A 25,819-nucleotide genomic window follows, 5' to 3' on the forward strand; every position below is an offset into this window, starting at 1 on the left:
AAGCGTAACTAAGTTAATCGGCATATTATGCCACAACGACTCAACCAGCGGCGTCAGGAGCTTTTATCCGGCGTATCGTCATCGTCTGTTTGATTAGGCTGGTTAAGCGTTTTTTGCCAAAAACGCATATTTTCTTCGGCCAGCTCACGCATGAACTCCATAGGAGAGTGGCGTATCGCTTGTTGCCACTGGCTTTGCATGCGCTTTTGCTGTTCCAGCATGAGCTGGGTGCCCTGCTCTAAATAACGTGCTAGCGGTAAAGGCGATGACATATCGTACACACGGATCAACTGAGCCAGCAGGTCATTTGAGAAAACTTCGGCTTCACTATCAGCCTGCTCTTGCTCGATAATGATCGACAGCAAAATGGTCCGCGTCAGGTCTTCACCGCTTTTTGCATCCTCGACGCGGAAGGGTTCTTCTTCAATAATCAAACGCCGCAGATCCTCAAGCGTCACGTAACGACTTTGTTGAGTATCGTACAACCTACGGTTGGCATATTTGCGAATTACGCGCACAGCGCATCTCCTTAAACGCGGTAGAGGCTTTGTCGCCGTTGCTGCTATTGTGCCTGCAACATGCGCCTATGCAAGCCAGCTTAACGGATTAGTACCGTTAGGCGTGTCTTCCTTATGACCAATAGACGACAATCATGAATCTTATTCTGCTTGATCCGAGCGAAGTGAAGGGAGCTTATGCTTACCTTACTGACACACGACGTATCACCCATTTACGCGAGGTGCACCGCGCTTGTGTAGGGGACTACTACACAGTCGGTCTACAGGGCGGCAAGATGGGGAAAGCGCAGCTAACTGAACTACACGAGACCCAGGCAACCTTCACACTGGAAAATCTCAATGAGCTCCCCCCTCCGCCCTTGCCAGTACACTTAGTATTGGCGCTTCCTCGCCCCAGAATGCTGGCACGTACCTTAGAGCATGTCACGGCTCTTGGTGTAAAAAATATTACACTGCTTCACACCAAGCGGGTGGAAAAAAGCTACTGGCAGTCCCCAGAACTCCGTGCAGAAAAAATTCATCACCACTTAGTGCTAGGCCTGGAACAAGCGCGAGACACACAACGGCCTGATGTGACGCTGTGCAAAGGCTTTCGGCCCTTTTTAGAACAACAACTGCCTGAGCTGCTAAAAGAACGACGCGGGCTGGTGGCACACCCTGGCATGCCGAATGCCTGCCCGCGAAATATAGAAGGAAACGTACTGCTTCTCGTTGGACCAGAAGGCGGTTTTATACCTTGGGAAGTTGAAAAACTACTTGAGGCAGGCTGCGAGGGCATGCACCTAGGCCCTCGCATCTTACGAGTAGAAACTGCCGTCACCGCACTATTATCGCGACTTTTTTAATCACCGATTACGCCAGCAAGCTGGGTGACACGAGCTTTATACTTAGAACGGCGTCATTAGGACTGTTCATCTGTTGGATCGTGGGGAACATAGGCCGCATTCTCCCCACATTCAGGGTCTTGGAGAAAGGTACTGCGCACATCTAATAATCCTAAGTGGCTAATTGTGCGACGCCCCAAGAGCAGTGGGTAGATCATCTCTTCACGATCTCGCAGACTAAACTGCTCTTCATACACCGTGTTGCCCATGCAAACATCCATTAGCACCACTGGACGCTCATCACGACCACCTGCGCCACGAACCGCTAATTCTCGATAGAGGGGGCGCTCAATTTGATCGCTAAACGTTTCACCGTTTTCCTGATCTTCGAGCTTCAGACGAAAGCGAACCCAATCCTCACCGTCTTTCTCAAACATCTCAATATCACGCGCGTCTAATGAAGAGGTCAGCGCACCGCTATCTAGCTTCGCTTTTACAGCGATACCCCACGGTTCAATGGATGCATTTTCAACCCAACCAAATACTTTATCATCTGCCTGGATAGCTGTGCTCACTGACAAAGCACTGACCATTACACCGGTAGCCAGCACACCTACAAAAGTTTTCCTCATTACCTTTCGTCCTTGGTGAGAAGTTTACCTAGCATGAGACATTTGACTCGCTAAAGAGACTCATCGAAACGCAACATTAACGCAGCCGTTCTAACAACGCCTGGGTGGCAAAGCCATCGGGCGTGAGCCCTTGGTCACGCTGAAAAGCACGTAGGCCCTCGCGCGTATTAGGCCCCATAATGCCGTCCGCAGTACCCACCGAATATCCAGCATTATTTAGGCGTTGCTGTAGGGTGCGAACATCATCACGCGTCAGTGGCGCCTGATCTCTGGGCCAGGACTGGGCAATTCCGTCACGTCCAGCAATAGCATCCGCCAAGGTAGACACGGCTAACGCATAACTAGTTGCGTTGTTATAGCGCAAAATTGCCCGAAAATTAGGTCCTACCAAAAATGCAGGGCCGTTTGCCCCTGCTGGCACAATGACCGCAGCGCTATCGAATGAGGGCAGCTCACCACTCAATGAGCGAACGCCTTGTGCCGCCCATTCAGCACTGCTACGACGTTGCGTTTGTGAGTAATCGAAGGAGTCAGGCAAGTTCACCTCGGCTCCCCAGGGCTGACCGGCCTGCCAACCTGCCCTGGCAAGATAGTTAGCCGTAGAAGCCATGACATCAGGAATACTGCCCCATATGTCTCGACGGCCATCATTGTCGCCATCCACTGCGTATGCTTCAAAACTGCTGGGTATAAACTGGGTATGTCCCATGGCACCCGCCCAGGAGCCTTTCATTTGCTCGGCGGCAATATCGCCTTGGTCGATAATACGTAACGCGGCTAACAGTTCGCTGCGTGCAAAATCACGCCGACGGCCGTCGTAAGCAAGTGTTGCCAATGACTCAAGTGTCGAGAAATCACCAAAATTGCTGCCGTAGTTACTTTCGATACCCCAAATAGCCACGATGATTTCCGCAGGAACCCCATAACGTTGCTGCATTTGTTGCGCGGTATCGCGGTTAGCCGCAAGCTTCTCTAAACCATTATTAATCCGTGTGCTGGAAACCGCTGTATCTAGGTATTGCCAAATGGGACGAACAAACTCTGGCTGATACTGATCGAGCTCAATGACTCGTTCACGATAGCGAAGCCCATCAAAAGCGGAGGCAAGAGTAGACTCACTGATGCCCTGCTGAGCAGCATAGCGACGAAAATCAGCCAACCATTGATTAAAGTTGGCATAGCTAACTTGTTCTGCCGCTTGTGCATCCACTTCGCTCATCAATTGCTGATTAGCGACTGCATTAGTGCTTAATGCTCCACTGCATGTTGCTAGTGCAAACGATAAATACAAGGCGGGGCGAATACTCAGTGGACCTTTAACTTTCAAAGACATAGCATTAATCTCTTGGCAATCCTTGGCGTGATTCCGATAATGGCTCAGAAACAGCGTAGATGCTAGCCCTAGTCACATTGCATAGCCTATCTTTCGGGCACCATCGTCTATTTCCAAGAAGAACATTACTCATCCGTTTCTTGAAGTTCCGTTGTAGCCACTAGCCAACGCTGCCACTCGGCTGGCTCTACGCATGGTGCATCAAACTTAGCAGGCGCTACCCGCCAGGGTTGGTGGCGCTCCATTCCTAACGGCAGCGACGTCAGCTCAGGCAGCCAATAGGCAACGTAAAGCCCGTTTGGATCATAATGCCCTGCTTGTTTCAGTACATTAAAGTAACGGTCTTGACGGGGATCACGACCAATACCGGCAATATAACGCCAGTTGCCCCAGTTACTCGCTACATCGTAATCAATCAGGCAGTGCTCAAACCACGATGCACCAAGGCGCCAATCGACGTTGAGATCTTTCACTAGGAAACTGGCGGCATTTTGACGCGCTCGGTTAGATATCCACCCGCTAACCTTCAGTTCTAGCATGGCAGCATCTATAAACGGCACGCCGGTTGTCGCGTTGCGCCACGCATCAAATGCACTGTTAGCGGGCGGTAACTCTTCATAACCAAATAATGCCGCACCGTCCACCTGAGCCGCTCGATGGAAGTAATCTCGCCACATTAATTCGAAAATTATCCAATAACTTGATTCGCAGCTCCCATGAATGGCCTCCCAGTTTTTTACTTCTTCACACACTTGGCGCGCAGATAAGCAGCCACGCGCCAGCCAAGGAGAAAAACGTGTGGAAAAATTGGCGCCCAGCAAACCATTACGGGTTGTCTTATAAGATTCCGCGCCGTTTTGCCGCCATAGATACTGCTGAAAACGATCGCTTGCCGCCGCCTCCCCGCCAACAAACACAAAGCCCTGCCGCTTATCGGGCTGCCAGCCGGCACTCTCTTTGCATACTACTTTAAGGGGGGGAAATCCTCGGGGAGCAGATTCTGGCCAGGGTGGCAGTGTCACTGGCGCTGGCAGGGGCGCTAAAAACGTACAATGCTTTTCAACACGTCGCCGAAATGCCGAAAAGCTGGGCGGCAACTCATTCAATGCAAAGGGAAGCTCGTCTTCGGCAATTAAATAACCGCTATCAGCACAACATAACTGACAGGCCGATGGGAGTTGGTCAGCGACCCGCGCAATATGCTGTGACTCTTCATACCCAGAATGCGCTGCCACACGTACTTCTCTTGCACCAAGCATGGCAGCAGTGTCTAGCACGATACTGGCAGGATCACCGATGCGAACTAGCAAATCACTGCCACGCTGCAGCAGTTCGCCTCGTAGCTCCATCAAACTTTGCCATAAAAAGCGTAGCCGAGCGGGCCCCAGCCTAGGAGAAGCATCACCCGTAATCGAACTTTCAAACCATCGCTGGTCTAGCACATAGAGACAAAGCAGCTGTTCAGGAGGGGAATCAAAATGCAACAAGGGGTTATCAGCTATCCGCAAATTATCCTGAAGCCATACAATATCAGTCGTGATGCTCATGCATTTGCCTCCTTGGTGCGTTGGACTGTTTGGCTTCGCGACGGCAGCGTTCACTGCAATAGCGCACTTCACCCCAGCAACGCGCCCACTTTTTCCGCCAAGTAAAAGGACGCTGGCATTGAACACAGTCTTTTTGCGGTAAATCCTGCTTACGTTGCATAGACTCCATCTCGCTAGCTAACATTTACACGCCATGCGTCAAAAACATAGACATACAATCCTTCACAGTATAACTATTGTACACAAATAGGCACGCGTGTTTTCAACGTCATGCTTTCCCATGAGCCTCCTTCCCTACTGTTTAGCCGATTTTTTTCACGCTTATCTCTATAGCTTTTCCCCAAAGCACTGCAAATAAAAAAGCCATCCGTGTGGATGGCTTTTCGAGCAGACGTGTCCGCATGGGGAAAGTTAGCAAATTGCCGTCAGTCCGGGTCTGTGGCGCGGGGATGCCGTTTGGCATTTTCATGGGTTTCTAGGCCACTTTTAAGCTCATGAGTAAGCGGGTCATAATTGGGTCTCAGTTCATCCTTAACAGTACCACTCCAGAGGCGCGAACCAACAAAGTAACCCGCCCTACCAATCACATGGGCAGCAATCGGTGCCGTTATTAAAATAAACACAATAATCGCGAACGAGCGCGCAACCACCCCAACTTCAGCAAAGTGCATGGCCGAGGCAAGCATGATTAAAATAACACCAAGCGCTGCAGCCTTAGTAGTTGCGTGCATGCGAGTCAGCAGATCCGGTAGCCGCAACAAACCGATGGCCGCCAGCAACATAAAGCTTGACCCCGTTATCAACAGCGCGCCTTTGATAAATTCAATCATCTCGCGGCCCCCCTCGTTCCAGATAGCGCGCAAACCCAATCGCGGCTAAAAAGCCCATCAGAGCGATCACGATTGCCGCATCTAGAAAACTCGCTACCCCCGACTGAATAGCATAAACACCCACCAGCCCCACCACGGTAGTGGAAAACAATTCAAGCGCAACAACACGATCAGGTAAGCTAGGGCCACGAACGACACGTACGAAGGTCAGTACAAGCGCCAGCGCCATAATTATCTGGCTTATCAGAATAACGGTATCCATTAACGAAATAGCTCCAATGCACGGTGCTCCATCTCTTTTAAGTTATTTCGAAGCTCTTCTTCATTATCCAAAAACATCGCGTGGATATAGAGCACCTTTCGATCGTCAGAGACATCAAGGCTCAACGTGCCCGGCGTCAGCGAAATCAGGTTAGCGACGATCGTAATTTCCATTTCCGTGCGTGCAGAAAGAGGTAGCGCAATAACGCCGGGCTTCATGTGCCAGGGAGGGGTCACTATGTCGAAGGCGACGCGCAGGTTTGCCCGCACCAACTCCTTAATAAAAAAACCAATAAAACCAACAATTCGTGGCACACGAGCGGGGTAGCCTTTCAGTGCATCGACTTGAGGCTCAATTAACAGCAACGCAATATAGCCAAAGATCATCCCAACTAGCAGATTAAGCCCGGAAAAATCGCCACTTAATAGCACCCAGGCTAGCCCGAGCAGAAGGTTCCAAATCGCACCAGTCATGGGGCGTCCTCCGCACGGTCACCTATTTGCTCCGCCTGCAACTCACCCCGGTCAAGCAGCGCATCTTCAGCACTAGCAGAGACGCCCAGCACAGCTTCAATATAACCTGATGGGGACATTAGCTGATCACCAATAAGCATCATCACCTGCATGATGGCTTCTGCGAAAACACCGATTAACAACGACATCATGGCCAGCACAGCGACGGGCGTATACATCATCCACAGGCTTGGTTTTAGTAATCGACCATCATCACCGACGGAGGTTTGTGAGGCGGGCACTTTATTTTCTTCTGGCAACGCTTTCCAAAACACGTCATTCCAAATTTTCACCATGGAATAAAGTGTCATGAGCCCTACTGCCAACGCAAAACCTGTTGCTACATACGCCTCCGCCTCCAGGCCAGCACGAACCAGCACAAACTTGGCAAAGAATCCCGATAGCGGCGGAATGCCCGCCAGCGAAAACGCTGAGATAAAAAACGCCACGGCTAACCAAGGGCGTTCTCGGTAAAGTCCTCCCATCTTCTTAAGCTGATAAGTGCCTTGCAAACGGTGGGTAATACCGCTGATTAGGAACAGGTTCGTTTTAACAATAATGTTGTGCACGATAGCAAACACACCGCCTGCAATCGCCAGCGGTGTATACAGCGCCAAACCAAGGATCATGTAGCCAATCTGGCTCACAATGTGAAATGAGAGGATCCGCCGGAACTCATACTGAGCGGCAGCGCCAAGCACGCCGGTCACCATCGTCAACACAGCGCCCCAAAGCATAATGTCCTGCAGATACCCCATCGTTTGGTCAAAAATAAGCGTGAACACGCGGAACAACGAATACACCCCCACCTTTGTCAGCAGACCAGCAAACAACGCCGATACCGCTACTGGCGGCGTGTGATAAGAAGCAGGCAGCCAGAAAAAGAGCGGAAAAGCGGCTGCTTTAATACCAAAAGCTACCATAAACATAACGGCAAGCACTTCGACCATTCCGCTGTGCTCGGCCTCGTCCATACGCAGCGCAATGTCGGCCATGTTTAGCGTGCCTACCGTGCCATACAGTAGCCCCACAGCCGTTAAAAAAATCACCGAAGCCAACAGGTTCAACGTGACGTATTTAATTGCGCCTTCCATCTGCGCCCGTTCACCGCCCAGAATCAACAGCGCAAACGACGCCACCAGCATAACCTCAAACCAAACATACAAATTGAAGATATCACCGGTTAAAAAGGCCCCTGCCACACCTGCTAACAACAAATGCATCAGCGGGTAATAGCCAAATTTTTCATGCCCCCGCCCTGTGGTGGCCAGCGAATAAATCCCCATTGCCAAACCAATAATGCCCGTCATTAAAATCATAACGGCACTCAACATATCGGCAATGAGCGTAATCCCAAACGGAGCTGGCCAACTGCCCATCTGCATAGTGATGTAACCATCAGCTAACACGGCGACAAATAGCCATACACTCACCAGTAGCAGCGCGACATTACCTGCTACCGCAATGAAACGTTGAACGGGTCGAGAGCGCCAAAAAAGTAATGACAGTGCGCCAGAAAGCAGTGGCAATAGGACGGGCAGTGCAACTTCAGGCCTCACGTGTCGGTATCCTTCATTTTGTCCAGATCATCTGCTTTTACAATTTCGTAGGCACGGCGAATTAACACAACAGCAAATGCCAGCACCCCAAATGCAATGACAATCGCCGTCAATACAACAGCTTGAGGCAGCGGGTCGGCTACTTCACCTAACGGCTGTAGCATACCTTCCGGTATTAATGGTGGGGCGCCGCGCGTCATGCCTGCGGTAGTGAAAATCAGCAAATTAGCAGCGTTCGACAGCAGCAGCAGACCAATCACCAATTTCACGATAGAGCGACGTAACATCATAAAGATTGCGGCGGCGTAAAGTAGCCCAATTGCTAGTGCCATTAGCGGTTCCATACAGGGCCTCCTGATGCATTAGGGTTCATCCTTATCCACCTCCATCAGCGCCATCACCATTCCCATCACCGAGCCAAGAACGGCAAAGTACACCCCTACATCGAAAATAAGCGGTGTCGATGCTTTAAAATCGATCACGGGGATAGTCCACCACTGAGCGGTTAAAAACGGCTGGCCCATGAACCAAGCAGGTACGATTGAAACCATGCCCAGCAACAGCCCAGCCCCAATTAAGTCACGGGGGTCGACCATACGCAGCACCTCTTTGGTGGCACTAACGCCAAAGGCAAACAGGTAAAGCGTGAAAGCCCCTGCTGCTACTAGCCCAGCAATAAATCCACCACCGGGCTCATCGTGCCCACGCAGCAATAGGAAAATTGAAAACATCAGTTGTAGCGGCATCAAAAACCGCGCCGCAGTGTTGAGAATAATGGTGCCGGATTTAACCATCGTACGGCTCCTTAACACTGGCTTTCTCGCCGTTTTCGCCTTCTACTGATTTGCTTTCATTGTCGTCGTGGCGCAGTTTAAGCATGGCGATAACCCCTATAGCAGCAAGTGCAAGCACAAACATTTCGCCTAGCGTATCGAGTGCCCGATAGTCCACCAAAATGACGTTAACGATGTTGCGACCATAAGCCAGGGGCGCACTGTTCTCTACCATGTACATTGAAATAGGCTCAAACTGATTAATGCTCCAAGCGGTCATAATCAGTAGAAAAATCAATACCCCCATCATTGCGGCCACTGCGCCGTCACGAATACGTTCCAAGGTTGTGGAAAGGTTTGAAAAGCGCGGCAAGCGGAAGAGCACTAAGACCAACAAGATAACGGTCATGGTCTCAACCAACAGTTGGGTAATGCCTAAGTCAGGTGCACTAAAGAGAATAAAAATCAGCGCAATCGAGAACCCCATAATGCCGACCGATACCACAGCACCAAGGCGTGAACGAGAAATAGTGGCAAACAAAGCCCCCATCACCATGGTGCCAGCGACAATTACCTCATGGAAGCGCACGTCCAGCGTCAGCGCCAGTTGAGGCGCATGGCGCACAAGTATTGAGTTGCCAATCAAGGCAATCAGCACCACCAGCATGACGAGAATATAGTTGCGCATATAACCGTTTTGCAGCAGGCGTGTTTGCCATTCAGAAAAGCGCACAATACCGTTCATTAAACCTTCGTAACCCGCTTCGGGGCCATGCCGCATCACTGGTGCCAGCATTGCCAGCTTGCTACGCACACCATCCCAGCGCTTAAACAGTAAAAAGCCTAGCCCAAGGCTGGCAATCGACATGATCAGCGCCATATTGATGCCATACCAAAGCGATAATGACACTTGCAGCGGCTCACCTACCACCGCTGTCACCGCTGACGTAAGCAGCGCATCAGCACCAAGCATGGCTGGTGCCAGCCCTAACACAAGTGAACCAAGCGCCAATACAGCGGGCCCAATCAACATACTAAAAGGCGCTTCATGGGGTGTTTTGGGTGTTTTGGGTGTTTCAATTTGCCGACCATAGAAGGGGCGGAAGGCGATAATGGCAGCCACTGCAATCGTCAAAATAGCAGCCAGGAAAGCAAACAGGACTAACAACATATTGAAGCGCTCCGCCCCCAGCGCTGCCTCTAGCATTAGCTCTTTACCAATGAAACCCAATAGCGGCGGCACGCCTGCCAACGACAGTGCCGCGACAAAAGCAATCACCGCAGTGATTGGCATGGCAGATCTCAAGCCGCCCATTGCGGTGACATCTTTGGTGCCTGTCTCATGGTCCAGAATACCAGCGACCATAAACAGTGCCCCTTTGTACATTGAGTGGGCAAGCAAGAACGTTACAAATGCCGTCATGGCGTACTCAGAACCAATGCCCAGCAACATAGTTAGCGTGCCAAGCGCCATAATGGTGGAATAAGCCAGTAGCTTTTTAATATTGGTGTGATGAATCGCTAAGAAGGCACCTGTCAGCATGGTCATCGCACCGACGACCGACAGTATTCCGACCCAGAGCGCTGTGCCACCCAACTCAGGGTGTAAGCGCGCCAGCAAGTAAATACCCGCTTTGACCATGGTGGCCGAGTGGAGGTATGCCGACACCGGCGTTGGCGCAGCCATGGCATTGGGTAACCAAAAATGAAACGGAAACTGGGCTGATTTTGTGAATGCCCCCAGCAGCAAGCAAATGAGCATCGGGGTATAAAGCGAATGTTCACGCAGATCGCTTTCCATTTGGCCAATCTCATAAAACGACCAGCTTCCGCTTGCCCCCCCTAACAGCACCAGACCTGCCATCAGCGCCAAACCACCGGCAACCGTTACAAACAGCCCCTGACGTGCGGATTTTCTTGCCTCAATATCGGTATGGTTAAAGCCAATCAGCAAATAAGAGGTGATGCTGGTTAACTCCCAGAATACGAAAAGCGTAAGCAATCCATCGGCAAGCACTAGCCCCAACATAGAGGCCATAAACGCAACAAGTGCTAAATGAAAGCGTGCAATATCCGTATGGCCTTTGAGATAACCACCGGCATAGATCAATACGAAAGTGCCGATAACGGTAATCAGCAGCCCGAATAAAAGTGACAGTCCATCAAGCAGAAAACTCAAGCTGATGCCTAATGATGGCACCCAAGACCACTCCAACAGCAATGGCCCTTCACTCATTACAGCGGGTGCCTGACTGAACAGCCAGACAGTCATCAAGGCAGGAAACAGCGCCAGTACGAGGCTCGTCCGTTCTCCAAACCAGCGGTTGAGCAAAGGCGACGACGCTGCCAGCACAAAGCCCATTAATACAGCGAATTGCATCCGGTGGTTTCTCCCTATAAGAACGTGTCAGTTAACCCCAAGGCAGTAGCAAGACCAAACGGCTCTAAGCGTTGAATAAATGTGATTATTAATGCACAAACCTTATACCAAGGTTGATTACGTTTCTATAAAACTAGTCACCCATAAAAAAAGCCGCCTTAGTTGAGCACTTTTGGGGTGCAGTTCACTTTGGCGGCTTTTGACAAAACGCACTATTAAGAAGCGGACAGCCACCCCGCCAACTCGTTGTTAACAACCGCTAGCAGGGCATCAATGTGATCGTCTCGATCATTCAGGCAAGGAATATAACTAAACGTCTCCCCTCCTGCGCCCATGAAACTATCGTGAATCTCTTCTTTAATCTCTTCCAGCGTTTCCACACAATCAGCAGAGAAGGCAGGCGACATAATCGCAATATGCTTATGCCCTTGCTTGGCAAGTTCAGCCACATGATCAACGGTTTGCGGGCCAACCCACTTTTCTGGGCCAAACTGCGACTGAAAGGCGGTATCTACTTCCTCTTTGCTTAGCCCTAGTTTTTCACGCATCAAACGCGTCGTTTTCTGACACTGACAATGGTAGGGGTCACCTTCTAGTAGATAGCGTTCGGGGACACCGTGGTAGCTTGCTACCAGTTTCGTCGGACGCGTTTCAAAGCCGTCGTAAGCTTCCTGAACTGAATTCGCCAGCGCCTGAATATAGGCAAGATGCTCAAAATAAGCGGGCACCGTACGAATATAGGGCTGCCACTTCATTTTCATCAGCGTACGGAATGCCTGATCATTTGCCGTCGCAGTCGTAGGCGAGCCGTACTGGGGATAAAGCGGGAAGAAAACGATCCGCTCACAGCCCTTCTCTTTCATGCGATTAAGGACACTTTCCGTTGACGGATTGCCGTAGCGCATACAGAAATCAACTTCGATGCTATCGCCGTAGAGCGCTTTCAAACGTGCAGCCATTTTTTCAGTTTGGGCACGCGTCGTGGTCAACAACGGGCTCTCGTTCTTCTCGTTGTTCCAAATACTTTTATAAGCGTTACCAGAAGAAAATGGACGCTTGGTCAAAATAATTAGTTGTAAAAGCGGCTGCCACTTCCAATTAGCGTAATCAACAACACGCTTATCGGACAAAAACTCGCTAAGGTAGCGCCGCATAGACCAATAGTCGGTTGCGTCCGGGGTGCCCAAGTTAGCCAACACCACGCCGACTTTTGCAGGGGGAACGGCAGGATGGTCACTTGGCGCATGGACCAAGCGCCCTTCGCCCGGCTGATCTTTTACAACGCTATCGACCATGTCGCTAACTCCTCAGATGTTTTAAACAGTTGGCAAAATCTTAACACTTTTCGGCAAAGCTGCGGCATAAAGTTATACTATCAACATTATTTGTATAACTATAGGCAAACTCATGTCGAAGCCTTTACTATTAGTCCTTGGTGATCAGCTTTCGCTTTCATTGGCAACCCTGCGCAATGCGCCAACTGACGCAGTCATCGCTCTTTGCGAGGTCGCCGAAGAAGCGCGCTATGTGCCTCACCATATACATAAAATCGGCTTATTCATGGCCGCCATGCGGCACTTTGCTCAGGCGCTGCGCGATAAAGGCTACAACGTTCACTACAGCCGTATTGATGATGCTGACAATACCCAGTCACTCATCACGGAAGCTGAACGTATTGCCATTCAGTACGGTTGCCATGAAGTGCGTGTAGCAAGACCTGGTGAATGGCGACTTTGGAATGCTATGCAGCAGCGCCAAGCAGCCACCCTACCCTGGAAAGTGATCGAAGATGATCGCTTTTTCAGCTCACCTGATGACTTTGCCAACTGGGCTAAAGGACGTAAACAGCTTCGTCTGGAGTATTTCTATCGGGAGCAGCGCAAACGAACTGGGCTACTAATGGAGGGCGATACACCTGCCGGAGGAAAATGGAACTTTGATCACGACAACCGTGAGCCGATTCAAGCAACGCTCAGCTTCCCATCGCCTCCCACCCATCGCCAAGATGCGCTGACCCAGGAAGCGCTCAATGATGCCAAGCAGCATTTTAGCGAACACATGGGATCCCTGGATAACTTCAACCTTCCCGTCACCCGCCGACAGGCGCTGGTGGATTTAAACCACTTCCTTGACCATGGGTTGGCCGACTTTGGGCGCTACCAAGATGCGATTAGCGATAAAGAGCCGTTCCTTTTTCACTCCAGACTGTCGGCGGCGCTCAATATCGGCCTGCTAACACCTCACGAAGTCTGTGAAGCCGCTGAGCAGCGCTATCTAACAGGTCATGCGCCTATCAATGCAGTTGAAGGATTCATTCGTCAAATACTCGGTTGGCGAGAGTATGTTCGAGGGCTTTATTGGACACAAATGCCAGCTTATAAGCATGAGAACCGGCTTGGGTTTAAACGTGAATTACCGGCATTTTACTGGGATGGCAATACCGATATGCGCTGCTTACAGCGCGCTATCCAAATGACTATCGACAACAGTTACGCCCACCATATTCAGCGCTTGATGGTAACCGGCAACTTTGCCCTGCTATGTGGTGTTAAGCCTGAAGCGCTGTGTGACTGGTATCTAGCGGTGTATACCGATGCCTGCGAATGGGTAGAGCTGCCCAACACCTTAGGCATGGTACTGCACGCTGACGGCGGTTTAATGGGCTCCAAACCTTACTGCGCTTCAGGCAAATATATCGACAAAATGTCTGACCACTGCCAGCACTGCCGCTACTCTCCAAAACAGGTAACAGGTCCAAAGGCGTGTCCGTTTAACAGCCTTTACTGGCATTTTCTGGAAACCAACGCTGAACAGCTGAACCGCAATCCGCGTATGAAGCTGATCTATGGCTCACTCTCTCGCATGACAGATGAAAAGCGTGACGCGATGCGTCAACAGGCTGAACAGTTTCTTGCCTCGCTACCCACCAGTCCAGGCTACGGCCAGACCTGCCACACACAAGGCTATCTATCAAAGGATACCCAATGAGTCGTTTCTCTACGCTGCACGCAACGTCACCTGTCACGCTATATCATGATGGCCACTGCCCTTTCTGCCGCGTGGAAGTCGCTTGGCTTGCAAAGCATCGCCATCAAGAACGTGTCGCACTCGTGGATATTCAGCGTCGTGATTTCAATGCAGCCGATATAGGGCGCAGATTTGACGATATGATGGGGCTACTGCATGTCAAAGATAGCCAAGGAAATTGGTATATCGGGATGGATGCCAGCCGGGCCCTCTATGCGGTACTGGGCTACCGGTGGCTAGTATGGCTTTCTTGCTTACCAGGCCTGCGAGGAGTAATGGATGCAGGCTATCGTTTTTTTGCCCGTCGCCGTGTTCGGCTAGGGCGGTGGTGGGAGAAGCGTCACGCAAACAAGTGAGGACGCCATAGGATGTTGCAATGTTTGTAGTGTTAAAACACTAGCGGCATACGTGATGTTAACGGCGAACTGTAATGAGCATCGCGTCCAATCACTTCATCCTGGGGCACATGCTGCACTAAGTAAGCACGGTGAATCCCAGCACGCTTTAGCTCAAGATAAACATCATCTAGCGAGCGAAACAGCATTGGCTTACCGCGCTGGGTCAACATATGCCGCTCGCCCTCTACATCTTCAAGCTCTAGTTGATAAAAGCGGCTGCCCGAATGCGTGATAACGCGTATTTCAAAATTATCGTGACCCGCAACAAATTGCTTCAGTTCTTTAAGTTCCATGGTTCCCTCCTGTGATTGTTCATCATCATGGGGCACAGCATGACGACACCCCATGACAATTTTATTACCTTGGCACTAACTGCCTATGACGGCAACATCACAAAAGAGTTCCTGACCAAAACGTCAACTTATTCGTCGAATTATTGATACTCAGAGGGGTCGATTGCTTTACCTAACGAATTGCGATCTATCCAGTTACCGCCTTTAGTTTCCTTGTAACGGAAAACCACTTTATCGCCTACCGTTACCGGCAGTTCTGAATCTTCAGTTTGGTAGCTATATTTTTCCCCTTCAACTACCAGGAAGTAACGGTAGAGGTCAGGCATTCCCAACCACTCTTTAAATGGCCCTTCTCGCTCTAGTGACTGCAGTTCCCCACGGCCTTCCAGCTTAGGAAGACGCTTACGGTTACCACGTCTAAAACCACCTGCCATTTGCTACTCCTGTCTATCTGCTTGGTCGGGGAGGAGCATTATACGTTCTCCCCCCTAACGCTCAAGTTAATCGCCGAACGCTTCGCCATAGCTATCGGGCGCAAGGTCTTCGAAGCGTGTGTATTTACCAATAAAGGCCATATGTACCGTACCGATAGGCCCGTTACGCTGTTTACCTATAATCAGCTCGGCAATCCCTTGGTTGTCAGGATTGTCAGGGTTATACACCTCATCTCGGTAAACAAACGCAATGACGTCAGCATCCTGCTCAATCGCGCCGGATTCCCGCAGATCCGACATGACAGGACGCTTATTGGGGCGCTGCTCCAACGAACGGTTAAGCTGTGAAAGAGCTACAACAGGGCATTGAAACTCTTTTGCTAGCCCTTTCAGCGAGCGGGAAATCTCCGATATCTCACCGGTACGGTTTTCAGAAAAGCCGGGGATCTGCATTAACTGCAGATAGTCAATCATGATCAGCGCCATATTGCCGTGCTCCCGCACCACTCTACGCAGGCGTGAGCGCATTTCATTAGGCGAAAGCGCCGCAGTATCATCGATAAATAGCTGCTTGTCTTTGAGCAGGTTGACCGCTGATGTCAGCCGCGGCCAATCTTCATCTTCCAACTGCCCCGAACGCACACGGGTTTGATCAATCCGACCCAACGAAGAGAGCATACGCAGCATCAGAGATTCTGCAGGCATCTCCATGGAGAACACCATCACCGGCTTATCGCTAGCAATAACCGCATGCTCTACGAGATTCATGGCAAACGTGGTTTTACCCATTGACGGGCGGCCCGCGATAATCACCAAATCTGAGGGCTGTAAGCCTGAGGTCATTTCATCGAGGTCACGAAACCCCGAGGAGAGCCCTGTCATTTCACCCTTTAGATTGAACAGCTCATCAATACGATCAACGGCTTTGGTTAGCAGTTCACTCATACCGATAGGACCGCCCGTTTTCGGCCGCTCTTCGGCAATCTGAAAGACTAATCGCTCCGCTTCATTCAGCAGCTCGTCAGCAGGCCGCCCCTGGGGCGAAAACGCTCCGTCAGCAATTTGATTGGCCGCACGGATTAATTTACGCAGCGTTGCTCGCTCGCGAACGATATCCGCATAAGCACGAATATTACTGGCAGAAGGCGTATTGCGAGCCAGCTCAGCCAAGAATGCCAAGCCGCCCACCGTATCCAACTGATCACGCGCTTCTAATGCCTCTGACAGCGTTATAACGTCCAGCGGCTGCCCGGATTCGGCCAAATGAATCATCACATTGAATACCAAGCGATGCTCATAGCGGTAAAAATCATCCGCCACCAACCGTTCCGAGACATTGTCCCAGGCCTGATTATCCAACATTAGCCCACCTAGCACCGACTGCTCCGCCTCAAGAGAGTGCGGCGGCAGCTTTATCGCTGCCGTTTCCTGATCAGCAGAAGGCTGGTCCTGCATAGTGAGCTCCTTAATCATAAAGCGTAGCCAATTACGATGACTATCTTAGCGGGACAATCTCAAACCCACCATAAGCGACCTATCTACGCCAAGCGACGTTCAAAAAAATTCGACCCACACCTCAAACGTTTTTGACCGCGCTTAGGACGGTTTAGATTAAAAAGACAAAGGGCGCGGGAAGACCCGCGCCCTTTGAGGCGTCAGCGTTGGCGAGAGCGTTTACTCTGCGACAACAACCACGCGAACAACAGCATCTACTTCTGCATGCAGGTGTAGAGCGATGTCGTATTCGCCAGTTTGGCGAATCGGACCTTGCGGCATACGTACTTCGCTCTTGGCAACTTCGATGCCAGCAGAGGAAATAGCGTCGGCCAAGTCACGAGGACCGATAGAACCGAACAGTTTGCCTTCATCGCCTGCTTTAGAAACCAACGACAATTCGATGTCGTTAAGCTGCTCAGCACGCGCTTCAGCTTCTGCTTTACGCTCAGCGGCTTGGGCTTCAAGCTCAGCACGCTGGGCTTTGAATGCTTCAACGTTATCTTTGGTTGCCGGCACGGCTAGGCCGTAAGGAACCAAATAGTTACGACCATAACCGGGCTTTACAGTGACTTTGTCACCCAGGCCGCCCAGCTTACCAATGTTGTCGAGCAGAATGACTTCCATCTCGTAAACCTCTTGTCAGTTGCTGCGGGCAAGGCGTGCGCGAACGTTCGCGAATGTATCAATCAGCCCCAACAGCAGCACAATGAGAATCGTGGGCCAGGTCGTGATCAGCAGCACATAAAATGCCACCAGCCACAGCCCGTTCATCCCCTTTATTCCAATAAACCCATGCACTAGCGCAATGCCAGCTACCAGCAGTGGAATCCAACCAAGCATTGCCAGAGCGTGCGCTCCCAACACCATACCTCCCACACCAAGCACGACTAAAACAGCCAGCTCTTTGGGCGATAGGCGCAGTGCGTGAAACTCTTCGCGGAAACCGCCTGGGTTATAAAGCCCAGCTTGCCAGCTTCGCGCCAAAGCCAAACACGCAATAGCGGCCAACAATACCACCAAGCCTGTTACACCACCGATCACCATAGCGGCAAGCGTCGGTGCATCAATACCTTGGTTAGCAAACTCTGTCAGCATGCGATCAATCTCGGTAGAGCTTGCTCGCAGTTGCTCCAGCATCAACTCTGTTCCACCTGGCGGTATAAAAATGCCGAGTTGAACCATAACCGCTGCCGCCAATGCGCCAACGATTAACGCTTCACTCCAACGCATCCTCTCACGCAGGATGACTGCCATCAGCGTTACTAGCAGCACGCTAGCAAGTGGAATGACGTCACCTTGAGACCACCAGAACCCCGCAGGTAGTGCAGCAGCGATAATTACCGGCAGCGCAGGTGCAAAACCTTTACGCAAGGTAACTAGCGCGGCGATGGCTGCCCCTAACCAGAACAGCCAAGGCACTAGCGTCGCTAACGCCGCCCCGCCAATGGCATAGGGCGTGCTCCGCATGAGCCATCTCGCCAGTGCCAGCATCACGTTAAACGCTTACTGATGGCTATCGGAGTAGGGCAGCAGTGCCAAGTAACGCGAACGCTTGATAGCAGTCGCCAACTGACGCTGATAGCGTGCTTTGGTGCCGGTAATACGGCTCGGAACGATCTTGCCGGTTTCGGTGATGTAAGCCTTCAGCGTATCGAGATCTTTGTAGTCGATCTGCTTGACGCCTTCAGCAGTGAAGCGGCAAAACTTACGGCGACGGAAAAAACGTGCCATGGACTAGCTCCTTAAAACGTGCGGTGGATGAAATTAGGCAGTTTCTTCTTCAGCTTCTTCTGCGCGCGGTTTGTCTTCGCGACGCGGACGCTTTTCTTCTGCCGGCTTCATCATCGGAGAAGCTTCGGTGATCGCTTCTTTGCAGCGAACAACCAAGCTGCGGATGATGGCGTCGTTGAAACGGAAGATGTTCTCGATTTCTTCGAGAGTCTCGCCGGTGCACTCAACGTTCATCAGCACGTAGTGGGCTTTGTGGATCTTGTTGATCGGGTAAGCCAGGTGACGACGGCCCCAATCTTCCAAGCGATGCACAGTGCCACCGTTTTCGGTAACAATGCTGGTGTAGCGCTCGACCATAGCCGGCACTTGCTCGCTCTGATCCGGGTGGACCATAAACACGATTTCATAATGACGCATGGAATCTCCTTGCGGTTTGACAGCTTCCGGTGTGTATTGACACAGCTGTATCAATGACGACAGGGAAGCAAGGAGTTAACTGAAATGCCCGTTGCTCACCGCGAACGATGTCATTTGGGGCATCAAGCAGAACTGTTTTTCGTATTAACTGTTAACCAATACGAGCGCCCGCTTAAAGTTAAACGGGCGCAAGCATTCTAGTGGGCTAGTGCTTAACTTGCAAGCTGCCTCTGCCGAACAGCTTCAAACAAACAAATGCCTGTTGCGACCGATACGTTTAGGCTGGACACCTGTCCGGCCATAGGCAACTTTGCCAAGTTATCGCAGGCTTCCCTGGTTAACCGGCGCATGCCCTTCCCTTCAGCGCCCATCACTAATGCAGTCGGGCCAGTCATATCAATCTCAAACAGGCTAGCCTCAGCTTCACCAGCAGTACCGGTAATCCACACACCGGCATCTTTTAGCTTAGCCAATGTACGCGATAGGTTAGTAACCTGATAAACAGGTACCACCTCGGCTGCGCCGCAAGCTACTTTCCGCACCGTCGCGTTCAACGGCGCGGCTTTATCCTTAGCCACAATCACACCGTGGGCACCGGCGGCATCAGCACTGCGCAGGCACGCACCAAAGTTATGGACATCGGTAACACCATCCAGCACTAACAATAGCGGCGGTGCAGACGCTTGCCATGCGCGTAGCTTCAACCACAACGACTCTTCCCCTTCGGGAACCAGCGGCGGGCAAAATGCCACAACCCCTTGGTGGGCTGCACCCTGAGTAAGCTGATCCAGCAAGTCTCGAGACTGCTCTTTAATCCGCGCACCACGAGCCTGAGCGCTCGCAACCACTTCCTTCAAGCGGTTACCCGCTCCTTGCTGCACCCACAACTCAAGGGGCGTTTCGCCCCGTTCCAGCAGGCTTTCCAGGGCGTGAACGCCATACACTTGGTCTAGCCCATCCGGAGTACGAACAGCCGGACGCGAGCTACGTCGAGACGACGATTTCATGCTCAACCCTTATTCGGTGATGGTTTACGCGGGCCATTACGCGTGCGTCTTGGCCCACGGCGCGTCGGCTGCTTATCAGCCGATGCTGCTTTGTTAGCTCCCCCTTCTACTCCAGCACCACCCTCTCCACCGCGGCGCTTGCGCGGCTGGCGGCGTGGCCGGGGTTTCTCGTCAGCTAAACCAAAGTCGATCTTACGATCATCCATATCTACCCGCGCAACCTGAACCGTAAGCCCGTCACCCAAGCGGTAGGTCGTGCCTGTGCGCTCACCTTTGAGGCGGTGCTTCTCAGCCTCATAGTGGTAGTAGTCAGAAGGCAGCGAGGTGACATGCACCAACCCTTCGACATAGAAGTCATCCAGACGCACAAACAAGCCAAACTGAGTCACCGAGGCGATAGTACCTTCGAACGTTTCGCCCAGCTTGTCGGACATAAACTCACACTTGAGCCAACTTTCAACATCACGGGTTGCTTCATCAGCCCGCCGCTCGGTCATTGAGCAGTGCTCACCCAACTCAAGCATTTGCTCGAAGGTATAAGGACACCACTTGCTTGGCGGATCAACCGGTGCGCCTTCTACCCGAACAACCGTATTGGTTTGTCGTGGCCCACGAATCACCGAGCGAATGGCGCGATGCACCAATAGATCAGGGTAACGACGAATCGGTGAGGTGAAGTGCGCATAGGCCTGGTAAGCCAAGCCAAAGTGCCCCTCATTCTGGGGCGAATAAACCGCCTGGTTCATTGAGCGCAGCATGACGGTTTGGATGATGTCAGCATCTGGGCGATCAATAATCGCCTCACGTAACGCTTGATAGTCCTGAGGCGTCGGCATATCGCCACCACCAACGGAAAGCCCCAGCTCACTCAAGAACAGACGCAGTTTATCAAGGCGCTCCGGGGTCGGGCGCTCGTGAATACGGTAAAGAGCGGGCAAGTCATGCTTATCCAGGAAGCGCGCGGTAGCCACATTGGCCGCCAGCATACACTCCTCAATTAGCTTATGAGCATCGTTGCGAGTACGCGGGACAATTTTTTCAATCTTGCGCTCATCATTGAAGATAATCGCCGTTTCGGTGGTATCAAAATCAATCGCACCACGCTCTTCTCGGGCACTACGCAGCAGGCCATAAAGCTCGTGCAAATTTTGCAACGGCTTCACTAGCGCCTTGTGCTCATTGCGCAGCGCTTCTCCTTCATCACTCTCGTTATCGAGGATGGCCGCCACTTTATTGTAGGTCAGGCGGGCATGGGAGTTCATTACCGCTTCGTAGAACGAGTAGCGGCTAATAGCGCCCGTCTTGGAGATGTTCATCTCACAGACCATCACAAGGCGATCTACTTGCGGATTTAACGAACACAAGCCATTTGAGAGCAGCTCAGGCAGCATCGGCACAACCTGGCCTGGGAAGTACACCGAGTTACCCCGCGTACGCGCTTCATCATCGAGCGCGGTGCCCGGACGCACGTAGTGCGACACATCGGCAATTGCGACCAACAGCTTCCAACTGCCCGACTTGGTTTTCCAGGCACACACCGCATCATCAAAGTCTTTGGCGGATCCATCGTCAATGGTGACCAACGGAATCTCACGCAAATCGACGCGGTGTTGCTTATCTTCCTCTAATACTTCTGCTGAAATACCGCTGGTTTGGTCAAGCACTTCTGGCGGAAACTCAGCGGGAATATCGTAGCTACGAATCGCGATATCTATTTCCATGCCAGGATCCATCCGCTCGCCCAGCACTTCGATAACTTCACCAACTGGCTGAACACGCGTGGCCGGCTGCTGAACGATTTTTGCAGATATTACCTGCCCGTCTTTCGCGCCAGCGCTTGCCGTATGAGGAATGATAACTTCCTGGGTAATACGTGGATTTTCAGGAATCAGCACACCAAACTCAGGCGAGTTACTACGATATACACCCACAATCGTTTGGGTGTTTCGCGCAATCACATCGGCAATAGTCGCCTCATCACGGCCACGGCGGTCGCGGCCACTAACACGCGCCAGCACATAATCGCCGTGGAAAACACGGCGCATCTGACGCGGGGGCAAGACTAAGTCCGGCTTTTTGCCATCATCACGCAGCAGGAAGCCAAAGCCATCTCGGTGGCCCAGCACCTTCCCTTTAATAAGGTCAAGCTTGTCAATTAGTGCATAAGCGCCGCGACGATCGCGCAGCACCTGACCATCACGTTCCATGGCAGCCATACGACGGCGAATAGCTTCAAGATGATCTTCATCTTCAATGCCGAGCATGCGGCTCATATTTTCGTGGGTTATTGGCTTGCCGTACGTTTCCAGGGCAGCTAATAAATATTCGCGGCTGGGCGCAGGATTATCATACTTTTGCGCCTCGCGCTCGGCGTGCGGATCATCACTCAACGTCCAGTACTTCATGCGATCAACATCCTTGATTGCGTTTGCGGGAGGCAGACAGTTTGCGCAGGCGCAGTGCGCTGCGGGCGGGAGGATTCAGCCAATGATTGGCTGAAAAACATCATGTTTGGTTTGGTCATAACTGCATTATAGCGCTGCCCGCTCAATCACCCAACCACCTAGCACGGCAATTGTACGATTTTAATGATAAAAAACAGTTACCGGGTCTTGCATTTAAGCGTGGCCTCGGTATCATACGCGCCACTTGCCCAGATGGCGGAATTGGTAGACGCGCTAGCTTCAGGTGCTAGTGTCCGTATGGACGTGGAGGTTCAAGTCCTCTTCTGGGCACCATTTTATATCATGTCACTCCCTTTACATGATGTAAAACGGTGCAGCAGCAAGCGGTACTATTAAGAGATAGTACTTGAAAGATAGTATTGATGATGTATTAGCAAAACGTTTGTATTCGCCCAGGTGGCGGAATTGGTAGACGCGCTAGCTTCAGGTGCTAGTGTCCGTATGGACGTGGAGGTTCAAGTCCTCTCCTGGGCACCATACGAATACAAACAGCAGTAAAATCAGTAGCGAAATATGATATGCCCAGGTGGCGGAATTGGTAGACGCGCTAGCTTCAGGTGCTAGTGACCGTATGGTCGTGGAGGTTCAAGTCCTCTCCTGGGCACCAACATTGTAATGTTATTGACCTACCCCTCTCCCTCCTCATTTACACTTATTCTCCCTCTGACTTTTAATTCTCACCTCTACATGTCATGCCTCGATTCACATAGAGCGTTGGCGCCTGTTGGGCTGAAGATAAACAAAGCGACTACTCTTCTCGACCGTCGTCATTTAGGAAGAATAGCCGCTTAGATTACGAACGAAGTTGCACTATCAGGCGAAGATAAAGCCTTCCGCCAGATACTTACTGTGCATTTCGTCGGATGAGGCGAAGTAAGCCATTACATCGCCCTGGCCAGCCTGCTCAGTGACCAGCACCTCAGACCAGTACTCAAGCCCTTCTGCATCGGGCGCACGGTCAAAGGTATTGTCATAAAGCACCATTAGGAAGTCATCAGCGTCCAGGTTATCACCATGCTCGCTGGCAAACTCTTCCGATGCTAAGAAGTAGTCAGCCACCTCAAACAGACTGCTACCTTCGTCACGAATACCGGACCAGTACTCCAACCCTTCGGCATCCGCCTCGCGGTCAAACGCCATCTGGTAAAGCGCCTCAATAGCCGAAATCTCGACGCTATCGATTGCTTCACCCAGCTCCACAGAAACAACTGCTGATGCTGCTGCGCCTTGGCTACCGGCAATTGAATACTCGAAAGTATCGATAGCCGCCTCACCTTCTGCCAAAGCAGTAAACGCAGAGCCTTGGTCATAAGTGAAGTCGCCATTTTCCTGCACAATCACACTCGCACCGGAGTCCAGCGTCATCGCCGTATTGAAAACAACATCCTGACCATCAATGGCAGTGATGACAATTGCATCGTCCCCAGCAGCCTGATCAGCACCATTGCCATTGTCAGCAAACAGGTTGCCACTGGCCAGCCAGCCAAAACGACCCGCTAGATCATCATTACTGGCCACTGGCGCAGGTTGAACAGGTTCTGGTTCTGGTTCTGGTTCTGGTTCTGGTTCTGGTTCTGGTTCTGGTTCTGGTTCTGGTTCTGGTTCTGGTTCTGGTTCTGGTTCTGGTTCTGGTTCTGGTTCTGGCTCTGGTTCTGGCTCTGGTTCTGGCTCTGGTTCTGGCTCTGGTTCTGGCTCTGGTTCTGGCTCTGGTTCTGGCTCTGGTTCTGGCTCTGGTTCTGGTTCTGGCTCCGGAGAAGTCTCCTCAAGGGTGATCGTGGTTCCATCCTCAGCTTGTGTAAATACAAAGCTATCTGGATCATCCAAGTCCGCAAACGTCAGCGTCGTATCATTTTCCCCGTCCTGATTAGAATCAATATCTAAAATCACCGACCCAAGGCTAAATATCACATCTGACACATCAAAAAAGCTATCTTTAACAACTACTTTGTCATTCGACTCAAAACCAACAATGACATCACCATTCAACTCAGTAGTACTGCCTGTGACGGTGTTTGCCTGCTCATTCAACGTGACTTCTTCTGCAGCCGAAGTTGTAGTGACTTTGCCCCCAGCATCCGGGGCCAACGCACTGAGCACACCGCCGCCAGAGCCTCCCCCACCAATCAGAGAGAGATCAGATACAAAAAGACCTGAATCCAGAATGGAATCACCAGTATCAGCAATACCAATCTTGACGGTATTCTCGCCTTGCTGAAGGGGAGCACGAACGACAATCTCTCTGCTAAAGCCGTCCCACTCAATTGCATAAGGAGAACTAAATTGATTGCTATTATCAATAAATACACCTGACTCAAGGTTATCTGAAATAACACTTAGAGGCTTATCCGTAGCAGTAAACTCAGCGTAGTTAACGCCGTTTACATATAGAGCAGCAATATCTACAAAATCACTGTCTACATATTCAGGGAACTCTTCTGAGCCAAATACGAGGCTCGCACGAAGTGTATCCACATCCGGGTCATTGACGTTTACCGTAAACTCAATGACTGACGCATCGTTTGTGCTACCCGCTCCTGGAAATGCTTCAATTGCCGTTTCGGTTAGATCTGGGTCTCCCAACTCCCCGTGACTCACACTATACCCAGTCGTGGTATTCTCTGAGCTTGGGAACCCACCTGTCGACAACATAATACCCTGACCATATTGGTACGCTGGCAACTCAGAATCTTCTTCTGGCAGAATTTCAAAGTTATCAACCCAAAATGCAGCATTACTTGAGCCGGTATAGGTAACGTTAGTTGCTATCCCCCCTCCCAGAACTTTGTTAACAGAATCAGCCGCAATATCTGAAGCTGTAGTTTCTTCCGCCTGAGTCATTAGATCGTGGAAACTTAGATAATAACTCGCCAACAGTTCATCATCCAGCGCGGAAAATTCATACTCTTCTTTTTTTACAGTCACTTACCTACCCCCTCCAGTACTGATCTATTAGCATGATTGCTCAGAACACACCGCATAAATATATGCTTAATCAAGAGTGAAGATGCATAGCCCAAGCGGGCATCCAAATATTAGCAAAAACCATGCCACTACCGCCATATCAATCCATAAGAATAATTAGTCTAACTTAGGCAAAATATATAAAAATTCAGCCCAGTAAGAAGTTCAGATTGAATGTGGCTTGCCAGCGAGCGATTGCGTTATGCCGATGTAGCTATCCACGCCAGGTAAAAACGTTTGTCGCAGTCGCTGGAGGAGCGGCTGATAATGCATAGAAAGAAGTGCTCTGGAAGTGACTGTCTTTTATTATCGTTGTTTGTTTTAAGACGGGCATCCATATAAATTCCGGGGCATCCATGCAATAAAAACGGCCACTCTTCTCAAAACGAATCGCGAAGAAGAGTAGCCGTTTAGGTTAC

At 51.1% G+C, this 25,819-nt stretch carries 26 protein-coding genes and 3 tRNA genes; 6 read left to right on the forward strand and 23 right to left on the reverse strand.

Annotation, left to right across the window (positions count from 1 at the left end):
- Positions 1–53: 53 nt before the first annotated feature.
- Complete coding sequence (gene phaR, locus CEK60_RS12925) at positions 54–518, reverse strand: polyhydroxyalkanoate synthesis repressor PhaR (protein ID WP_038476915.1); 465 nt, start codon at positions 516–518, stop codon at positions 54–56.
- A gap of 134 nt (positions 519–652) precedes the next feature.
- Between phaR and CEK60_RS12930 the strand changes: the two genes are divergently transcribed.
- Positions 653–1,363 (forward strand): 16S rRNA (uracil(1498)-N(3))-methyltransferase, encoded by a 711-nt coding sequence (locus CEK60_RS12930; protein WP_089039369.1) that lies wholly within the window; start codon positions 653–655, stop codon positions 1,361–1,363.
- A 56-nt stretch (positions 1,364–1,419) separates the two neighbouring features.
- Here the strand turns inward: CEK60_RS12930 and rloA3 are convergent, their stop codons facing one another.
- From rloA3 to hemH, 12 genes are all read right to left on the reverse strand, one after another.
- On the reverse strand, positions 1,420–1,974 hold the full coding sequence (rloA3, locus tag CEK60_RS12935; protein WP_089039370.1) for a retropepsin-like aspartic peptidase RloA3: 555 nt from the start codon (positions 1,972–1,974) through the stop codon (positions 1,420–1,422).
- 76 nt (positions 1,975–2,050) lie between these two features.
- The gene (locus CEK60_RS12940) at positions 2,051–3,307 is read right to left on the reverse strand and encodes a lytic murein transglycosylase (protein ID WP_089039371.1); all 1,257 of its coding nucleotides are present in this window, start codon (positions 3,305–3,307) and stop codon (positions 2,051–2,053) included.
- Positions 3,308–3,432: 125 nt separating this feature from the next.
- Positions 3,433–4,854, reverse strand: a complete 1,422-nt coding sequence (locus tag CEK60_RS12945) for a DASH family cryptochrome (protein WP_089039372.1) — start codon at positions 4,852–4,854, stop codon at positions 3,433–3,435.
- Positions 4,838–5,038 (reverse strand): DUF2256 domain-containing protein, encoded by a 201-nt coding sequence (locus tag CEK60_RS12950; RefSeq protein WP_332459871.1) that lies wholly within the window; start codon positions 5,036–5,038, stop codon positions 4,838–4,840. The genes CEK60_RS12945 and CEK60_RS12950 overlap by 17 nt, the downstream gene beginning before the upstream one ends.
- A 241-nt stretch (positions 5,039–5,279) precedes the next feature.
- Positions 5,280–5,684 carry a monovalent cation/H(+) antiporter subunit G gene (mnhG, locus tag CEK60_RS12955; RefSeq protein WP_038476932.1) on the reverse strand — a complete coding sequence of 135 codons (405 nt, stop codon included), beginning with the start codon at positions 5,682–5,684 and terminating at the stop codon, positions 5,280–5,282.
- Positions 5,677–5,946, reverse strand: a complete 270-nt coding sequence (locus CEK60_RS12960) for a monovalent cation/H+ antiporter complex subunit F (protein WP_089039373.1) — start codon at positions 5,944–5,946, stop codon at positions 5,677–5,679. Before CEK60_RS12960 ends, mnhG begins: the two co-directional genes overlap by 8 nt.
- Positions 5,946–6,419 (reverse strand): Na+/H+ antiporter subunit E, encoded by a 474-nt coding sequence (locus CEK60_RS12965; protein WP_089039374.1) that lies wholly within the window; start codon positions 6,417–6,419, stop codon positions 5,946–5,948. Before CEK60_RS12965 ends, CEK60_RS12960 begins: the two co-directional genes overlap by 1 nt.
- A complete protein-coding gene (locus tag CEK60_RS12970) occupies positions 6,416–8,017 on the reverse strand; it encodes a Na+/H+ antiporter subunit D (RefSeq protein WP_089039375.1) in 1,602 nt (533 codons plus the stop codon). Before CEK60_RS12970 ends, CEK60_RS12965 begins: the two co-directional genes overlap by 4 nt.
- A complete protein-coding gene (locus CEK60_RS12975; RefSeq protein WP_009721692.1) occupies positions 8,014–8,361 on the reverse strand; it encodes a Na+/H+ antiporter subunit C in 348 nt (115 codons plus the stop codon). Before CEK60_RS12975 ends, CEK60_RS12970 begins: the two co-directional genes overlap by 4 nt.
- Before the next feature lie 18 nt (positions 8,362–8,379).
- Positions 8,380–8,811 carry a Na+/H+ antiporter subunit B gene (locus CEK60_RS12980; RefSeq protein ID WP_089039376.1) on the reverse strand — a complete coding sequence of 144 codons (432 nt, stop codon included), beginning with the start codon at positions 8,809–8,811 and terminating at the stop codon, positions 8,380–8,382.
- Positions 8,804–11,170, reverse strand: a complete 2,367-nt coding sequence (locus CEK60_RS12985; protein ID WP_089039377.1) for a putative monovalent cation/H+ antiporter subunit A — start codon at positions 11,168–11,170, stop codon at positions 8,804–8,806. Before CEK60_RS12985 ends, CEK60_RS12980 begins: the two co-directional genes overlap by 8 nt.
- A gap of 215 nt (positions 11,171–11,385) precedes the next feature.
- The gene (gene hemH, locus CEK60_RS12990; RefSeq protein ID WP_089039378.1) at positions 11,386–12,465 is read right to left on the reverse strand and encodes a ferrochelatase; all 1,080 of its coding nucleotides are present in this window, start codon (positions 12,463–12,465) and stop codon (positions 11,386–11,388) included.
- A gap of 112 nt (positions 12,466–12,577) precedes the next feature.
- On the opposite strand from hemH, the gene CEK60_RS12995 reads away from it, so the two are divergent.
- Positions 12,578–14,158, forward strand: coding sequence for a cryptochrome/photolyase family protein (locus CEK60_RS12995; protein WP_089039379.1), 1,581 nt, complete (start codon positions 12,578–12,580; stop codon positions 14,156–14,158).
- A complete protein-coding gene (locus tag CEK60_RS13000; RefSeq protein WP_089039380.1) occupies positions 14,155–14,553 on the forward strand; it encodes a thiol-disulfide oxidoreductase DCC family protein in 399 nt (132 codons plus the stop codon). The genes CEK60_RS12995 and CEK60_RS13000 overlap by 4 nt, the downstream gene beginning before the upstream one ends.
- 32 nt (positions 14,554–14,585) lie before the next feature.
- On the opposite strand, the gene CEK60_RS13005 is transcribed toward CEK60_RS13000, so the two are convergent.
- The 9 genes from CEK60_RS13005 to rnr form a co-directional block, all read right to left on the reverse strand.
- Positions 14,586–14,888 carry a DUF6482 family protein gene (locus tag CEK60_RS13005; protein ID WP_038476962.1) on the reverse strand — a complete coding sequence of 101 codons (303 nt, stop codon included), beginning with the start codon at positions 14,886–14,888 and terminating at the stop codon, positions 14,586–14,588.
- A 140-nt stretch (positions 14,889–15,028) separates the two neighbouring features.
- On the reverse strand, positions 15,029–15,322 hold the full coding sequence (locus CEK60_RS13010) for a hypothetical protein (protein WP_009721685.1): 294 nt from the start codon (positions 15,320–15,322) through the stop codon (positions 15,029–15,031).
- Between the two features lie 66 nt (positions 15,323–15,388).
- Complete coding sequence (dnaB, locus tag CEK60_RS13015) at positions 15,389–16,777, reverse strand: replicative DNA helicase (RefSeq protein WP_009721684.1); 1,389 nt, start codon at positions 16,775–16,777, stop codon at positions 15,389–15,391.
- A gap of 219 nt (positions 16,778–16,996) precedes the next feature.
- Complete coding sequence (rplI, locus tag CEK60_RS13020; protein WP_038476968.1) at positions 16,997–17,443, reverse strand: 50S ribosomal protein L9; 447 nt, start codon at positions 17,441–17,443, stop codon at positions 16,997–16,999.
- A 15-nt stretch (positions 17,444–17,458) separates the two neighbouring features.
- Complete coding sequence (locus CEK60_RS13025) at positions 17,459–18,310, reverse strand: hypothetical protein (RefSeq protein ID WP_089039381.1); 852 nt, start codon at positions 18,308–18,310, stop codon at positions 17,459–17,461.
- 12 nt (positions 18,311–18,322) lie between these two features.
- Positions 18,323–18,550 (reverse strand): 30S ribosomal protein S18, encoded by a 228-nt coding sequence (gene rpsR, locus CEK60_RS13030; RefSeq protein WP_009097135.1) that lies wholly within the window; start codon positions 18,548–18,550, stop codon positions 18,323–18,325.
- Positions 18,551–18,583: 33 nt separating this feature from the next.
- Positions 18,584–18,967 (reverse strand): 30S ribosomal protein S6, encoded by a 384-nt coding sequence (gene rpsF, locus CEK60_RS13035; protein ID WP_009721681.1) that lies wholly within the window; start codon positions 18,965–18,967, stop codon positions 18,584–18,586.
- Between the two features lie 212 nt (positions 18,968–19,179).
- A complete protein-coding gene (gene rlmB / locus CEK60_RS13040) occupies positions 19,180–19,974 on the reverse strand; it encodes a 23S rRNA (guanosine(2251)-2'-O)-methyltransferase RlmB (protein WP_089039382.1) in 795 nt (264 codons plus the stop codon).
- A gap of 2 nt (positions 19,975–19,976) precedes the next feature.
- A complete protein-coding gene (rnr, locus tag CEK60_RS13045) occupies positions 19,977–22,379 on the reverse strand; it encodes a ribonuclease R (protein WP_089039383.1) in 2,403 nt (800 codons plus the stop codon).
- A 246-nt stretch (positions 22,380–22,625) separates the two neighbouring features.
- Between rnr and CEK60_RS13050 the strand changes: the two genes are divergently transcribed.
- From CEK60_RS13050 to CEK60_RS13060, 3 genes are all read left to right on the forward strand, one after another.
- Positions 22,626–22,712: transfer RNA gene (locus tag CEK60_RS13050), tRNA-Leu, on the forward strand.
- Between the two features lie 117 nt (positions 22,713–22,829).
- Positions 22,830–22,916 (forward strand) — tRNA-Leu (locus CEK60_RS13055).
- A 43-nt stretch (positions 22,917–22,959) separates the two neighbouring features.
- Positions 22,960–23,046, forward strand: a tRNA-Leu gene (locus tag CEK60_RS13060).
- A 206-nt stretch (positions 23,047–23,252) separates the two neighbouring features.
- Here CEK60_RS13060 and CEK60_RS13065 read toward each other — a convergent pair.
- Positions 23,253–25,361, reverse strand: coding sequence for a choice-of-anchor L domain-containing protein (locus tag CEK60_RS13065; protein WP_089039384.1), 2,109 nt, complete (start codon positions 25,359–25,361; stop codon positions 23,253–23,255).
- Positions 25,362–25,819: the final 458 nt, after the last annotated feature.

The organism is Halomonas sp. N3-2A, assembly GCF_002216165.1.
Lineage (GTDB): Bacteria > Pseudomonadota > Gammaproteobacteria > Pseudomonadales > Halomonadaceae > Vreelandella.

Coding starts and splice junctions, on each gene's coding strand:
- CEK60_RS12930 (WP_089039369.1), top strand. CDS start 653: ATGAATCTTATTCTGCTTGATCCGAGCGAAGTGAAGGGAGCTTATGCT.
- rloA3 (WP_089039370.1), bottom strand. CDS start 1,974: ATGAGGAAAACTTTTGTAGGTGTGCTGGCTACCGGTGTAATGGTCAGT.
- CEK60_RS12940 (WP_089039371.1), bottom strand. CDS start 3,307: ATGTCTTTGAAAGTTAAAGGTCCACTGAGTATTCGCCCCGCCTTGTAT.
- CEK60_RS12945 (WP_089039372.1), bottom strand. CDS start 4,854: ATGAGCATCACGACTGATATTGTATGGCTTCAGGATAATTTGCGGATA.
- CEK60_RS12950 (WP_332459871.1), bottom strand. CDS start 5,038: ATGTTAGCTAGCGAGATGGAGTCTATGCAACGTAAGCAGGATTTACCG.
- mnhG (WP_038476932.1), bottom strand. CDS start 5,684: ATGATTGAATTTATCAAAGGCGCGCTGTTGATAACGGGGTCAAGCTTT.
- CEK60_RS12960 (WP_089039373.1), bottom strand. CDS start 5,946: ATGGATACCGTTATTCTGATAAGCCAGATAATTATGGCGCTGGCGCTT.
- CEK60_RS12965 (WP_089039374.1), bottom strand. CDS start 6,419: ATGACTGGTGCGATTTGGAACCTTCTGCTCGGGCTAGCCTGGGTGCTA.
- CEK60_RS12975 (WP_009721692.1), bottom strand. CDS start 8,361: ATGGAACCGCTAATGGCACTAGCAATTGGGCTACTTTACGCCGCCGCA.
- CEK60_RS12980 (WP_089039376.1), bottom strand. CDS start 8,811: ATGGTTAAATCCGGCACCATTATTCTCAACACTGCGGCGCGGTTTTTG.
- CEK60_RS12985 (WP_089039377.1), bottom strand. CDS start 11,170: ATGCAATTCGCTGTATTAATGGGCTTTGTGCTGGCAGCGTCGTCGCCT.
- hemH (WP_089039378.1), bottom strand. CDS start 12,465: ATGGTCGATAGCGTTGTAAAAGATCAGCCGGGCGAAGGGCGCTTGGTC.
- CEK60_RS12995 (WP_089039379.1), top strand. CDS start 12,578: ATGTCGAAGCCTTTACTATTAGTCCTTGGTGATCAGCTTTCGCTTTCA.
- CEK60_RS13000 (WP_089039380.1), top strand. CDS start 14,155: ATGAGTCGTTTCTCTACGCTGCACGCAACGTCACCTGTCACGCTATAT.
- CEK60_RS13005 (WP_038476962.1), bottom strand. CDS start 14,888: ATGGAACTTAAAGAACTGAAGCAATTTGTTGCGGGTCACGATAATTTT.
- CEK60_RS13010 (WP_009721685.1), bottom strand. CDS start 15,322: ATGGCAGGTGGTTTTAGACGTGGTAACCGTAAGCGTCTTCCTAAGCTG.
- dnaB (WP_009721684.1), bottom strand. CDS start 16,777: ATGCAGGACCAGCCTTCTGCTGATCAGGAAACGGCAGCGATAAAGCTG.
- rplI (WP_038476968.1), bottom strand. CDS start 17,443: ATGGAAGTCATTCTGCTCGACAACATTGGTAAGCTGGGCGGCCTGGGT.
- CEK60_RS13025 (WP_089039381.1), bottom strand. CDS start 18,310: ATGCTGGCACTGGCGAGATGGCTCATGCGGAGCACGCCCTATGCCATT.
- rpsR (WP_009097135.1), bottom strand. CDS start 18,550: ATGGCACGTTTTTTCCGTCGCCGTAAGTTTTGCCGCTTCACTGCTGAA.
- rpsF (WP_009721681.1), bottom strand. CDS start 18,967: ATGCGTCATTATGAAATCGTGTTTATGGTCCACCCGGATCAGAGCGAG.
- rlmB (WP_089039382.1), bottom strand. CDS start 19,974: ATGAAATCGTCGTCTCGACGTAGCTCGCGTCCGGCTGTTCGTACTCCG.
- rnr (WP_089039383.1), bottom strand. CDS start 22,379: ATGAAGTACTGGACGTTGAGTGATGATCCGCACGCCGAGCGCGAGGCG.